This window comes from Glaciecola sp. SC05 (assembly GCF_041380235.1).
In the GTDB taxonomy this organism is placed as follows: Bacteria; Pseudomonadota; Gammaproteobacteria; order Enterobacterales; family Alteromonadaceae; genus Glaciecola.
Genome location: NZ_JBGIYY010000011.1, coordinates 43260 through 56197 on the forward strand (window position 1 = coordinate 43260; position 12938 = coordinate 56197).

Here is a 12938-nt window from a genome sequence, read left to right on the forward strand (position 1 = left end):
CTCTATGCGCGTTTTTTATCGACTTAAAGCTGACAGTTTCTACTGCTCATAATGAGCATCACTAATTTTTATAAAAGATAGTACTCAGTAAAGCATTTATACAACTGAGTGCCGCTGAGCACTGAGGCTGATGGAAAATGCAGCATAGCCACCATATCGCAAGGTGCGTAAATGTTTTTTACTGCGCCATCGTTATCAAGCTCATCAATGTCTAGTACGCGCGCCATAAGCTCGCCTTTTTTAGCTTGCTGACCTGGTTTTATACAGTATTCCACCATGCCGCCAAAGTCGGTGTATAAGGTGCGATAGTCTTTTAGCGCGACACCAATGCGCTCCATTTTCGCAGGCTTAAATTGACTATCGTCGAGCACACCATTGCAGGCTAAATACCCGAGAATGCTGTCGGCGTCTTTTTTGCCTTCTGCAAAATCGATGACCTCTTGGCTGCCCATTTCTAGGGTAAATGCCTCAGCCTCAAAATCGTAGTCTTTCGAAAACTTGGCTTTTAAAGCATCTTGCAAGGTCCACCACGGGCAAAAAGAGGCCTCATCTAAGGCCCCTGCAAATTTGTTGGGAATAAAAATACAGTGTGGAATGGAAAACTCATAAGCGGCCTTTTTTGCGTATTCTGGAATATAGGCGTGGCGAGTGGATACAGGGCCATTGTGCAGGTCGAGCACCATGTCAGCATCAATCGCAATTTGCTGCAGGGTGAGGTTAAGCTGTTGGGCAAGGCCTAAGCCCCATGGTTGCTTAAGCTTGTCATTGATGGCCTGCTTCCATTTTTGACGAAAACGCTGCTTGATATGGGAGGTACTTTCGTCGCTCGTAACGGTGTCGGCAAATGCCAGCACCGCTTCTTCGTCATAATAATACCCACGGTTCCAGTTTGTGCCGTTAACTGGGTCAAAACGACCAAGGGTGTATTCGCCGGCCTTGATATTGGTGCCCACAGGATTACAGTTGGGCACTAAAATAACCTTGCCGTGGATGCTGTGAGTTTTAAGTGCCTGCATAAGATGATAAATAACTACGTTACCTTGTATTTAATATGTAAAATTTAAATGAGATATTTATTGAATGCGATTAAATAGGTGGTTGCAGAGGTGAAAAGTATCTATATTAATTATAAAACTCTTACTCTTAAAGATACTTAAAATCTATAATATTAATTTGGGCCTTAGGACTATTTGCTGAATATTAAAACTAATCAGGATACTTAAAAACAGCCTTATCTATATAAATGCAAAGCCTATCCGAAGGGCTTTTGTCTAATAGATTCATCTTAAGAAATTAGATATGACCCAGTCGAAGCTACGGTTATTTAAGACTCTATTGCTAAGTCAGTTACAAAGTTAAATGGAGATACTGCACAAAGAATGTTGTTTTGCTTTGCGTTTATAACGATGTGTACGATTAAAAAGATTGAATAATTTTTGAACTTTCTTATACTAATGTGTAAAAAGCCAATATAAATTAGATAGTTAGTCTGGAACTCGGTAGCTATCAAGGAATTTAAAATAGAGATAAGGGAGCACAAATGTACTCAGTTGCCTTGGTTCAAAACCAGTCCGAAATGGCGCACTATGGCTACGCTGACGCGAGGCCGATGTTGAAGGATTTGGCGTACATTGTTGAATTGTATACCGCAGACAATATAGAAAATTTGCAGCTCGCATTCTCGCGGAATTCATTTGATGCAGTAATATTTGCCTCAAACGCCTTAAATGACAAAACCATACTTAATGAAGTTTCATCAGAGTCATTTAAGTATTCTTTTAATGCCTGGCTTTCCTCTGGCAGAGGTAAGGGCTGTTTAGTACTATTGCAGTTGAAGTTAGCCTCATCTGAAAATGCTAATTTATCTTTTTTACCTAATCAACTAAGTCAAGTGAACGCAAAAGTGAGGCCCGTAAATGAGGGGGCTGCCGAAGGTGAGTTTAATTTTATTGGAGATACAGAATCAAGCTTCATGGGTTACCCTCACTTTGTCTCTTCAGAGTCTCTTCAGCAGACATCTCTAAATTTTAAGAGTCTTCCAGGATTATATTGGCATTATTGGTCAGATGTAAATCCATCAGATTGGGAAGAGTTCATCACTGATGAAACATTTGGAGAGGAGAATCGCTCATTATTGCTTTCCTCTAGAAATTTACCAGCCGGAAGAGTAGTGCTTAGTGCTTTGCCGATTGATTGGCAAAAACAACGAAATCTATTTGAGAATATAATCACTTATGTTGTTGAAGGCGAGCACAAAACCGCATTTTTGATTGATCAAAATAATCATAATATTGCACTAGGTTATTTAATAGGGACATTGAAGTCTCAACGCTTTCCATATAGATGCTATTACGTAAACCAAGACCTGAGCGAGCTTTCTAGAAATTTGGAAAATGGTGTTCACGAAAGCTTGGTATTAGCTCCACACGTTAGCTTGGCACATCTAACAAGTGCTCTTTGTGAATTGGCAAAGTCATTAGTTCGAGATGGCGGGCTAAAATTGATAGTTATAGATGAGGATGATGATTTCAATAGAAGGTTTTCAATAGCGGGAAGAGAGAGAACAGCAAAGAGTTTACTGAGTGATGTAGAAGTATTGATTCAGTCAGAGATAAAGCATGGCTACATAGATGGAAGTTTTTGGAGTACAGCTGAAACGCTGCAAGTGTTGGAAGGTATTGAAGAATCTGCCTCATACTCGCTCTATGTAGATGAAATACTTAAACAAGCTGATTTACACGATAAAAATGGCTCTTATGATGAGGTGTTTGGGGCATCTTGCGCATTCACATGGCTAAGGGCTAATTACCTAGGACTGAATGATTCGAAAACAGAGGAGTCTATTAGTTGGATTAGAGAAAAAATAAGTGATTATGAAATAAGAGAGCAGGCTCAAGCTTACTTAATATTTTCGAAACTTGGAATATTAGAAACTGATGAAATGTCTAAATTGGAAATAGTTTTATCCAATCTTAACTCGGATTCCCTCAGTGAAATAGATTGTATTGTTTTTTTAAATTGCTGTTTTGTTACTTCCAGTTTTCAATCGGTTCAGACTTTGATAGGGCGATTGGAAGAAAAGCAATCAAGTAATACTGGTGCTTGGCTCGACTTAGCGACGACCTCTGACGCAGTTTCTGCCTTGGTAGGACTATCTTCTCAATTAAGAAAAAAAGAACCTAATCTTTACGCAAAGTTAAAAAGTCGTGTGGAGCAGATGATTTTTAACGGAATTATCTATATTCAAGACGCATTGGAGAGAGCTCCAAATTTATCTTCATCTTCCGACTATCCATGGGACGGGAAAGCTAGTACAGCAATAAAGTGTATTAACGCTTGGTTGCTTACAGAAGAGCTAATTGACTTTCCAGTTCAAGAGTTAGTTGATAGTCTCAGAAAAATTGAGAACAGGGCTGTGAAGATCTCTTCAAATAGAAGAGCTTTAAATGTACTCAAAGAACTAAAAGAAGAAAATGGCGCACTCAAAAAGCTGGAGATTTTGAAAGAAGTTGAAGCAAGTGAGTTAAGGAAAAAAGCATCTAAAAGCGGTTTTCTCTTAATGATTCTAGGTTTCTTGTTTTACTTTTTCTGTACCACTATATACGGAATTGTTAGCAGTCAAGGAAGTGATGCTCTGCTAAGTGTTATCGAAAAAGGGTTCGTAGATATTTGGGGAACCCATCTCACAGCTATTGCCGTTATTGCCGCTTTATTGGTGGTTCCTTGGAAGAACATAATAGGGAAAACCTATGAAAGCTGACTTAGAGCTTCACTCTACATCATATGTCGATCCATCTGTCAGAATTATAGGCTCGGGCTTTTTCAAATTGGGGAGATATTCCGTGATAGAACCCAATGTTTTTATTGATTTGGGGCAGAATGGAAGTATAACCATCGGTGACAGGGCAAAGGTAAAATATGGTGCAGTACTAAGAGCTTATGACGGAACTATTGAGATAAAGAACAGAGTCTCAATAGGCGAGTATTCATTGTGTGCTGGCCACGGAGGCTTGATTATTAAAGACAACGTAATTATTGCGGGACACTGTTACATTACTGCTTCTGGGCATATCTATGACTCGGAAATAGCTACGAGATTTCAAGGCGAAACATGTAAGGGTATAGAAATAGGAGAAAATTGTTGGGTCGGTGCTAATGCAACGATTTTAGATGGTGTAAAGCTTGGTAAAGGTTGCATTATCGGTGCTGGAGCAGTAGTGAACAAAGCTATCAGTGAACACACTATTAATGTGGGAATTCCGAGTAGGACTGTTAAATTTATAGGGGAAATAGAATGAAAGCGCTTGTTAACTGTGACGTGTTTACTGGTAGTGAGTTTCTAACAAATAACGCAGTGTTAATTTCTGATGGAAAGATAACTGGGCTTCCTGAGTTGGACAAGGTTCCTGACAATGCTGAGATTATTGATCTAGGTGGCAATACCATTGCTCCGGGTTTTATAGATGTTCAGGTAAATGGCGGGGGAGGATTGTTATTCAATGACTCTCCAACTGTTGAAACAATTCAAACTATAGTGCAAGCACATAGGAATTTTGGCACTACTAATTTACTACCTACGTTTATAACAGGTTCTTATGAAGGAATGTGTAATGCCCAGCGCTCTGTCAATGAGTGTATTGAAAATGGGCTCCACGAAATTTTGGGTATTCACTTTGAAGGCCCTTGTTTAGCCGAGGGCAAAGCGGGGGTTCACGACAAAAATTTTATAAGAAAAAGTCATGCTAGGGAGTTAGATCTTCTAGTCAGCAAGTCTAGTGGTAAGAAGCTATTTACTTTATCCCCTGATCAAATAAGTGGAGAAGAGGTCAGATATTTAGCGAGCAAAGGAGTGAAACTTTCATTGGGGCATACCAATGCGGGTTTTAGTGATTGTGAAGAGGCTGTAGAAAACGGTGTTACTGGTGTTACTCACCTCTACAATGCTATGTCACAATTACTGTCACGAGAGCCAGGAGTTGTCGGTGCTGCATTTGTAATAGAAAAGCTTAAAAGTGGAATAATCGTAGACGGATTTCATTGCGATTTTAATGCAGTGAAAATTGCGTGGAATGCTGTTAAAAAAGGGAATCTGTTCTTGGTAACTGATGCAATGCCTCCTGTAGGTGCTATGGATAGCTCGTTTATCCTCGGGCCTTATGAAATCTCCGTTCAGAATGGAAAATGCGTTACGTCAGATGGGGTGCTCGGTGGATCTGCTTTAGATATGGCAAGTGCTGTTAGAAATTGTATTCAAAAAGTTGGCATACCAAAATCAGAAGCGCTGAAGATGGCTTCGCTTTATCCTGCAACTTTCTTAGGTTTAGAGCAAGAATATGGTTCGATTCAAGTTGGTCGACAAGCAAATTTAGTTGTGATCAATAACCAAATAATTGTGAAAGGAACATTTGTCGCTGGAGACTATAGACAATCCACCAATTAATTTTTCATAATATTTTTAAGCTTGAATAAAGCGTTTTATGATTTGGTTTAATAGATTCCAACTTAAAATGATAACTATTATTATTCCATACGTTGTTGATTTTAAGCTTACCTCAAGTTTTCAAATACGACATTATCATGGACGCAAAGAGATGTAGGAAAAGAGTATCGCTCTGCGACAATCTGCGCCATTGCTGGAGTATAAGAAATATTAAAGCCATCGACTATACTTCATAACATTTTAATTTTGGCAAAATTTCCTCGTAATCGTTAGTTATCCGACTAACAAATAGGGATTAGTCATCCCTCATTGAATAATAAATGCTGTCCAAAGGGTTAATGCATTCGGGCTCAACCACAAATGTGAAGTAGATAGTTTTTTAAAAGTTCACAATTCAAAATAATTAGTAAAACACTTATAAAGTTGAGTACCACCAAAAACACTGGCTGAAGGAAAGTGAAGAATCGGTATCAAATCACAGGGTGCAACAACATCAAATGTAGCCTGTTCATTATCAAGCTCATCTATATTAAGAACTCTAGCTAAAACTTCGCCTTTTTCGATAATGGTGCCTGGTTTTGCAACATACTCGACCATGCCACCAAACTGGCTATACAGTACTTTGTAGTCTTTTAAATAAACGACACGCCTAACTATTTCCTTTGGTGAATACTGTGCTGCCACAAAACATTTTTTATAGGAAAGGTACGTTAAAATACTAACAGAATCTGCTACTCCCGCTTCAAATTCAATGACTTCTTGCGAACCCATTTCAACAGTAAATGCTTCTATGCCGAAGTCCCACTCTTTTTCTGGATACTTTTTTTCTAGTACTTCTTTTAATGACCACCACGGGCAAAACGTGGCTTCATCTAATGCACCAGAAAATACATTTGGAATTAAAATGACATTCGGGATGTTGAAGTGTTTAGCTGATTCTTTTGCGTATTCTGGTACATAGATATGTCGGGTTGATACAGGACCATTGTGCAGATCAAGAACAAAATCAGCTTCAAGGGCCATTTTTTGGAGCTTCAAGTTCAAGCACTCGGCAAGCCCTAAACCCCATGGGTTATTAAGTTTAGTCTCAATGGAGGCCTTCAACCTCCTGCGATATTCAGCTTTGATTTTAGTTATATCACTATCAGGGTTAATACTACTTGCATACTCTGCAATTAAATCTTTATCGTAGTGGTATCCACGATTCCAGTTTTGTCCATTAACAGGGTCGAACCGACCAAGTGTATATTCACCCGACTTAAGATTGCTACCGACAGGGTTACAGTTTGGCACAAGTGTAATTTCCCCTCGAAGTTCTGCCCCTTGCAAGTGCTTTAATAAATGGAATAGCACAATATTTCCCTGAACTTCAGCGCCGTGTATAGTGCTCTGGACATATACTTTAGGTCCAGGCAAGTTACTTTTGAACTTATATATGGGGACGTTTAAATCTCGCCCAGATGCATTTTGAGCCACCACTAAATACTTTTTCGAAAACTCAACATTAACTTTAGGCATATTTATAATTCTCACTTTCTAAATTTAGTTCACCGGCTAATGTTAAGCCATCGATTCTACCAGTAGTGTTAGCAGTTTGCGCACAAACCAAGTATTTCGTGCATAAAGGAGGCTTTGTGCGTTTTTTGAGAGGTTAGTCATTGTAACTGGGCAGAAAAATTAATTTACTTGAGTAGAGAGTTAGGCGCAATGTCTAAACGAAACTTCCGCTTTCAATTAACTAACTCACTCAATCCAAGCGCTAATGCTTCTTGATGAAATCGGCCAAAAATGTTGACTTCCTTTTCGTAAGAGCTTGGCAGAAAGTGACAGTCTACTTTTTTATTGTAGGTATCCAAGTTCAAAACTTCAGCAACCTTGGCAAAATCGTCTAAATCAATTTTTAGTTGCCGCTGAGTCAATTTGGCATCATGAGAAGGGTCTTTAGTTGCTTTTTTGTTAAAAGAAAGGTTATCCGTAGGGACTTTTTTAACCCCAACTTCACTAGTAGTTTTAATTTTTTCAAATTTAACGACATCAGATTCAAAAGGTATATCTTGGTTAACTCTGTAAGCATACTCTAGAAGCTTAGGTTCAGCAGGCATATACATAATAGCTTCTTGATTATGTGCATTTGTAACCCTTAGTATTCTTCCCAGAATTTGTCTAAAGTGCATTTCAGTTTTGATATTTGTTAGGTGACAACAAACCTGTAAGCGAGGAATGTTAGTACCTTCACTAATCATGCCTACAGAAATTATCCATTTGGTTTTTGCTTGTCGAAATTGCTGAATGATATTTGTTGGCTCATTTTCCCGATAAGTAACGACATCGCTTTGCTCATGAAACTGGTCTTTCATTAGAATCGAGATGCGCTTGGCATGCTCCACTGATGATGCGACAATTAAACCTGCAGCATTTGGATTTACTTTTCTTATATTGGATAGTTTTTTTCGTGCCGATGAAATCATATATTTCATAACTTCTTCGTTCTCTATAATTTCCTTATAAGAAACTGCTGACTCGGCTAATAAAGTTTTAAAACTATTGAATATCTGGGTATCATCATTGCCAATAACCGAAATATTGTCATTATCAACAGCAACTATCTGAGGAATGCGACAAACAGCATCCTTAATCGCCTCAGCAAGCCCGTAGACGTAATCACAGGCTATTCTATTGTTTTGTCCTACATAGTTAGACAGAACGATGGGAGCGGTATCTGAACGCCAAGGAGTACCGGTAAGCGCTAATGTAAACTTAGCTTCATTTTGAATGTTCAGTATTATTTGTTCTCCCCATGCATTTGCGTTGTCGATATTTGAGCCTGCACAATGATGAATCTCATCAAATATTACGAAAACCTGATATTTTTGAAATAACTGCCAAAAGTTGGCATCAAGGTGTGACAGCGCTTGATAAGTCAGTGATCTACCTTTAGCGCCTATTAACCCATCGAATCGTTCGTTTATTTTTAATTGCAGACTTTCTGTAAAATCTTGGGATACTATTGATGAGGGCGAAAAACAAACAATGATATCAATAAGATTATTTTTCAGTAAACGACTCGCCAGTTCCGATGCCATAAAGGTCTTTCCGGCCCCAGGTGTCGCCAAAGCTAAAAAATGATTTTGGCCTTTTACGTACTTCGCTAAGGCGGTATTTACACAGTTACTTTGCCATTGTCGTAATTTCATGTTTGTTCTATCACGTTATGCTTGTTTATTAGTCCTTCGATGGCCCTTATTTTTCCTAAAATCTTTGTGTTGTTGTCTCTTGCAGTATTGTATTGAGGTTGTAATTCATCAACTAGCTCAGGATGTTCTGAATAAAGCTCTTTGTAGGCCTCAGCTTCGCCCATGTTAAGTAATAGGTCAGTTCTGTAATGATTTAATTTACTGAAAAGGATAGCCTGTTTGTCATCTTGGTTACTGACTGTGGGAACTGATGAACCTATAAATGTCGTCTCAATAACATCAGCGTCGAACTTTTTTGTTTTAGTAAATCTAGTCATTTTTTTTGTTTTGGATATTACTTTTGTAAGCCACCCTTTGTTAACCAATTTCAAGAGTTCGGCATACATTTTTCGTCTAATTTGCGCTAGATCCTTACCTGATTCAACTTTTAGAGCAACATAACTATTTCTAACATCGTTTGTTGTGAAATTGTCAAAGTCAGCTGCCGATATAATTTGTGCTACTACAGGGTCTAATTTCAAAACAAATCCTAGTCATCATTAAATTAATTTATGGGTATTATAGGGCGTGGTGCCTTGGTGCTCAATATGAAAATCTAATCACTTTACTAAAGAGGCATATTTGGTGAGTGAATTAGTTACTGAGTTTGGTCAAATGTTACGGGCAAAACGGAAAGCTGCTGGCTATTCTCAAGAAAGCTTTGCTGCATATGTCGGTATTGAAAGGGGGAATTACGGGAAAATGGAGAGGGGGTGTGTAAATATTAAATTGGGGACGTTGTACAGGCTAGCCAATGCGTTAGATTGTGATTTTGACGATATTATGCCCTCTAGATTTAAGTATCGAATATTAATAGATTAGACACTATCGAAAAAGAAAGTTACGTTACTAAACGCAGGCTTACAACAAAAATCTCATACTAATATTGTTAATCGAGAAACTATGGACTGCTATTTTGAGCCAGAATATACACAAGCAATCGTGATTTTAATTTATAACTGAATATTTAACACTTTATCACTCTTAAAGGGCTATCATTGACCGGTAGCAATAAAAGCGAAAGCTATTTATGGATTTCATCACCCTAGGTAGCATAAACACTTTGCCCTTTACCAGGGTACTTTTCATATATGTGCATATAGACTTCACTACAAGTCTTAGGCCATAAGTCGTCGTTATATGATTCAGGCAAGCTATCTAATACTTCTTCAATCATATTTTTCACTCTGGCCTTAGTTCGCTGTTTTTTACGCCAGTCGATAACTAAAATATCCTGCATTTTCACAGTTAACTCTTTGGCTATCTCTTTAACCTGTGATCGTTCTTTATCGGTTAACGGTGCGTCTTGAATCATCAAATCATATACCGCCAACTCTTCTTCTGTTAAGCCCTCCCGAACGGTGCGTTTTTCTTCATGCTCTAAGTCATTAATAAACTCTTTCAAACGATTAAAGAACTCTTCAGCGGTATAAGCCCCTAGGTTATATTCCTCAACTAAATCTAAAAACTTTTGTTGTAAATCTTGGCGGGCTTTATTTTTTAATACCATTGGCTGTAGCTTACGCTCAATAAGATTTTTTAGACGCTCTGCATCAGATTGTTTAGGTTTTTCAATCTTAGCAACCATGGTAGCTAGCGCATCAAAATCAATTTCCGCAATATTAATAGGTTCAGGTAAATTACTCTTAATTTCAATTGTTGAAATCGACTCATCAAGCAGTTCATTAACTTGATTACGCACAACATCGAGTACATCCTCATCATCAATTGATAAACCAGATTTCAAACGCATTTGAGAATAAATAATATTAATAGCGATTCGATAAGGTACATATTGATTTGCACTATCATCAGGCATTATCGCTTTAAATATACGGTTTATTTGACGAAGAAATGCGGTAAATTCATCTTTGTTTTTAGGGTCTAGAAGAATTTCACTAGCGTTATCTAATAAAGACAGCTTGGTAAAGCCATCAGCCGGCGCTGAAACTATGCCGGCTAAATTTATATCCTTAGCATTTAAAAACACTAGTAACTCACCAATGGCAGTGCCAAGTGCTGTTACCAGTTCTGATTTATCTTTAGCAGGACTGTCTACGTGGTAACCAGCGGAACCTGCAGCGACACCGCCACCGTACATACCTAATGCTTGCTGGAGAGAGCTAAAAATATTGATGTAGTCAACAATTTGTCCAGCAGACTTGCCTTCATACACACGGTTCGCGCGAGCAATGGTTTGCATTAACGTATGACTTTTTAACGGTTTGTCTAAATAAAGTGTAGAAACCGCTGGTGCATCAAAGCCGGTTAACCACATGGCACAAACGAACACTATTCTTAAGTTATCTTGTGGGTCTTTAAACTTTTCATCCATTTTTTCTTTTAAGAAACGTTCACGATGTGGTTTGTAACTCAGACCTTTCTTAGCGAGGCGTTCATCATCATTTTGTCCACCAGATACAACAACAGCCATATCAATTGATGTCATATGATCTATTTGAAAGTTTAGCTTATTTAAACGACTCCCGTTGGCTACCTTAGCTTGCGCTTTTAAGCTGGTTAACTTGGTTTTCCAAGCAGCCTGAACTTTGTCATACATTTTTATCGTGGTTGCTTTATCAATAGAAACAACCATGGCTTTGCCTAGCATGCCATTAGAAAAAGGTGCACGATTAATATAGTGTTCAACTAAGTCTTTAGCGACAGTTTCCAAGCGGTCATCACGAGTAATGATGTGATACGCTTTGGAGAATTCCGTTTCTAAACGGGCTTCCTGCTCCTCTGTTAAATCTGCCTCATCTAATATCTCAGCTATCTCATCACCAATATCTTCATTCGCTAGTGAGACTTCTGGCACTCGGTTTTCATAATACAGAGGTAAAGTTGCACCATCGTCAACCGCATCCGAAAAATTATAAATACTGATGTAATCACCAAACACTTCTTGTGTTTTAGCCTCTCCTGCAAGCAACGGAGTGCCCGTAAAAGCCATAAACGAGGCGTTGGGCATAGCGTTACGCATATTCATCGCTAAAGAGTCGTATTGGCTTCTGTGGGCTTCGTCAGTGATAACAATAATGTCGTCACGTTCAGACAAAATAGGATAATTTCCCTTTTCGTCTCCTTTAAACTTTTGAATTAAGGTAAATACAAAGCGGTGGTCTTCTCCAAGCAATAATTTTAATTGCGCGCCCGAGTCTGCTTGACAGTTTTCGGTAACAATTCCCGCCGCATTAAAGGTTTTATAAATTTGATCATCAAGGTCGGTTCTGTCAGTAACTAGAACAAACGTCCAGTTACCAGTATATTTTCGGAAGGCTTTTTTACAGAAAAACACCATTGAAAAACTTTTACCGCTGCCTTGTGTGTGCCAGAACACCCCCAACTGACCAGCATTAGCTGAACTGGCACGTTGTTTAACATTAGTTAGGCCTGACAAGGCTTGGTTAACACCAAGATATTGATGATACTTAGCAATGATTTTTATAGTTTGTTTAGTTTTTACAAACAATACGTAGTTTTCAATAATATCGAGTAGCCGGTTTTGCTCACATACCCCGCGAATAACAACTTCTAAACTAACCCTTCGCTCTTCAGATTCACTTTCAATTTTCTTCCATTCAGCAAAATGTTCCCATTGGCTTGATATAGAACCAACCTTAGACTGCACGCCGTTTGATAAAAGAATTAATTGATTAAAAGTGAATAACTGGGGAATAGTTTTACGGTAATCGGCAAGGTTTTCTTTGTAAGCGGTCAATAAGTTCTTGTGGCTCGCTTTTAGCTCCACAAAAACAAGAGGAAGGCCATTAACAAAGCCAAGTAAATCAGGTCGGCGTGTTTCAATTTCACCTGTGATGCTCATTTGGCTACAAAGTAAAAAGTCATTGTTACCGGAGTTTGACCAATCTATATACTGAACAACGCAGTCTTCTTCATCTTCAGCATTCGTTTTATAAACGTATCCATTGGTTAATAACTCATAAACTTCTTCATTAGCTGCTATTGCCGTCATAGCGCTTCTATCGCGAGCTATTTCGTCAATGGCTTCTTGAATTATCAATGGGCTAATATTAGGATTTAGCTTTAGTAGTGCAACATTTAATCGAGCAAATAAAACAACGTCATTGCGAGTTTCTCTTCCGAAAAACATTGGGTTATTGACCAAAGACTCATCATTCTCTAAGTCAAAAACAGAGCCAAAAACCTCATCCCAGCAAGTCACTGTTTCCCAGTGTAAATCTGAGAATAACTGGATCGCAGGTCGTTCTACTAAAGCATCTTCCGTGTAGGACATAAAACTA

Annotated in this window: 8 protein-coding genes and 1 pseudogene; 4 read left to right on the top strand and 5 right to left on the bottom strand. The window is 38.4% G+C overall.

Features of this window, described 5'->3' with window-relative positions; all coding sequences use genetic code 11:
- Positions 1-68: 68 nt before the first annotated feature.
- Positions 69-1046 (bottom strand): annotated as a pseudogene (locus AB9H30_RS11385) (succinylglutamate desuccinylase/aspartoacylase family protein); the annotation flags it as partial.
- Positions 1047-1540: 494 nt separating this feature from the next.
- Between AB9H30_RS11385 and AB9H30_RS11390 the strand changes: the two are divergent.
- The 3 genes from AB9H30_RS11390 to nagA are packed head-to-tail and all read left to right on the top strand — an operon-like array spanning position 1541 to position 5440.
- On the top strand, positions 1541-3760 hold the full coding sequence (locus AB9H30_RS11390; protein WP_371194792.1) for a hypothetical protein: 2220 nt from the start codon (positions 1541-1543) through the stop codon (positions 3758-3760).
- Complete coding sequence (locus AB9H30_RS11395) at positions 3750-4298, top strand: acyltransferase (protein WP_371194793.1); 549 nt, start codon at positions 3750-3752, stop codon at positions 4296-4298. The genes AB9H30_RS11390 and AB9H30_RS11395 overlap by 11 nt, the downstream gene beginning before the upstream one ends.
- Positions 4295-5440, top strand: coding sequence for an N-acetylglucosamine-6-phosphate deacetylase (gene nagA, locus AB9H30_RS11400; protein WP_371194794.1), 1146 nt, complete (start codon positions 4295-4297; stop codon positions 5438-5440). The genes AB9H30_RS11395 and nagA overlap by 4 nt, the downstream gene beginning before the upstream one ends.
- Before the next feature lie 387 nt (positions 5441-5827).
- Here the strand turns inward: nagA and AB9H30_RS11405 are convergent, their stop codons facing one another.
- From AB9H30_RS11405 to AB9H30_RS11415, 3 genes are all read right to left on the bottom strand, one after another.
- Complete coding sequence (locus AB9H30_RS11405; protein ID WP_371194795.1) at positions 5828-6958, bottom strand: succinylglutamate desuccinylase/aspartoacylase family protein; 1131 nt, start codon at positions 6956-6958, stop codon at positions 5828-5830.
- Between the two features lie 212 nt (positions 6959-7170).
- A complete protein-coding gene (locus tag AB9H30_RS11410; protein WP_371194796.1) occupies positions 7171-8634 on the bottom strand; it encodes a DEAD/DEAH box helicase in 1464 nt (487 codons plus the stop codon).
- Entirely contained in the window at positions 8631-9155 is a 525-nt protein-coding gene (locus AB9H30_RS11415; protein ID WP_371194797.1) for a hypothetical protein, read from the bottom strand. The genes AB9H30_RS11410 and AB9H30_RS11415 overlap by 4 nt, the downstream gene beginning before the upstream one ends.
- Before the next feature lie 103 nt (positions 9156-9258).
- Between AB9H30_RS11415 and AB9H30_RS11420 the strand changes: the two genes are divergently transcribed.
- Complete coding sequence (locus tag AB9H30_RS11420) at positions 9259-9495, top strand: helix-turn-helix domain-containing protein (RefSeq protein WP_371194798.1); 237 nt, start codon at positions 9259-9261, stop codon at positions 9493-9495.
- 223 nt (positions 9496-9718) lie between these two features.
- Here AB9H30_RS11420 and AB9H30_RS11425 read toward each other — a convergent pair whose 3' ends face one another.
- The gene (locus AB9H30_RS11425) at positions 9719-12931 is read right to left on the bottom strand and encodes a type I restriction endonuclease subunit R (RefSeq protein WP_371194799.1); all 3213 of its coding nucleotides are present in this window, start codon (positions 12929-12931) and stop codon (positions 9719-9721) included.
- Between the last annotated feature and the right edge of the window lie 7 nt (positions 12932-12938).

Bases quoted from the DNA above. Each gene is read 5' to 3' on its own strand.
- AB9H30_RS11390 (WP_371194792.1), top strand. From the start codon at position 1,541: ATGTACTCAGTTGCCTTGGTTCAAAACCAGTCCGAAATGGCGCACTAT.
- AB9H30_RS11395 (WP_371194793.1), top strand. From the start codon at position 3,750: ATGAAAGCTGACTTAGAGCTTCACTCTACATCATATGTCGATCCATCT.
- nagA (WP_371194794.1), top strand. From the start codon at position 4,295: ATGAAAGCGCTTGTTAACTGTGACGTGTTTACTGGTAGTGAGTTTCTA.
- AB9H30_RS11405 (WP_371194795.1), bottom strand. From the start codon at position 6,958: ATGCCTAAAGTTAATGTTGAGTTTTCGAAAAAGTATTTAGTGGTGGCT.
- AB9H30_RS11410 (WP_371194796.1), bottom strand. From the start codon at position 8,634: ATGAAATTACGACAATGGCAAAGTAACTGTGTAAATACCGCCTTAGCG.
- AB9H30_RS11425 (WP_371194799.1), bottom strand. From the start codon at position 12,931: ATGTCCTACACGGAAGATGCTTTAGTAGAACGACCTGCGATCCAGTTA.